General features: G+C 39.9%; 1 protein-coding gene. It reads right to left on the reverse strand.

The genetic code is table 11. From position 1 onward, the window contains the following. Positions 1–262: 262 nt before the first annotated feature. Positions 263–991, reverse strand: a 729-nt coding sequence (locus tag CVN76_RS00840) for a YitT family protein (RefSeq protein WP_100530088.1), incomplete at its 5' end; no start/stop codon positions are given.

Raw genomic sequence — 991 nt, forward strand, 5'->3', positions numbered from 1 at the left:
CTTCCCAAACTTCCTGTCATCCACTTTCAAAAGGATCATCTTGGACACCTCCATCATTAATGGCTGCACTCGTCAGGGTTGTATGACTTCTGAATTACATAATATAACATTTTATTCTGAATATATAGATTATTTTACAATATATTTCATGACACCTTCAGACAAAATTCGAGGGTTCCTACATAGAATAACAGCAATAAAAAAAGGTTTCGGAATGAGATCACTCCGAAACCACATTATCCGCCAGCTAAAAACAATTCATTCAGGACTTCGATATATCGAGGAATCCTTCACCAAATACGTCACGGACATCATGAATGGCAATAAATGCATTGCTATCGGTTGCCTTCACGATCCGTTTCAACTTGAGGACCTCCTGCTTGCTGATAACGATATATAAAATATCCTTGGAAGCTTTCGTGTAGTATCCATGACCGCTAAAAACGGTTACCCCTCTGTCCATCAGTACGGTTACTTGACTTGCAATCTGATCCGCTTCATTGGATATGATGGTAATCGCTTTTTTCGGATTCAAGCCCTCTATGATGAATTCCATCGTTTTCGTTCCAATATAAAGCATTAGAATTGTAAGCATAAGTCCTTCTGCGCCAATGATGAAATAAGATGAGAACGCAACGATTAAATCGAAAAACAGAAGTCCATAACTTAAGCTCCATCCCAAATACTTATTCGTGATTCTGGCGAGGATCGTCGTACCGGCAGTCGTCCCGCCCACTCGAATGATCATCCCAATTCCTGCACCGGCAAACACTCCGCCAAATATCGCATTGATGACAATTTCATCGGAAGATATATTCCAACTCTCCGTTAAATGAAGGAATAGCGAGTTGAATGCAACGGCAACGATCGTATAAATCGTGGTCATTTTCGACAAATATTTATAACCGACAATGAGCAGGAAAGCATTGATGATCAAGCTTAAAAGTCCCGGCGACCATTCAAAAAGATAAAATAAAATGATCGTTATCCC

The organism is Bacillus sp. mrc49 (genome assembly GCF_002803435.1).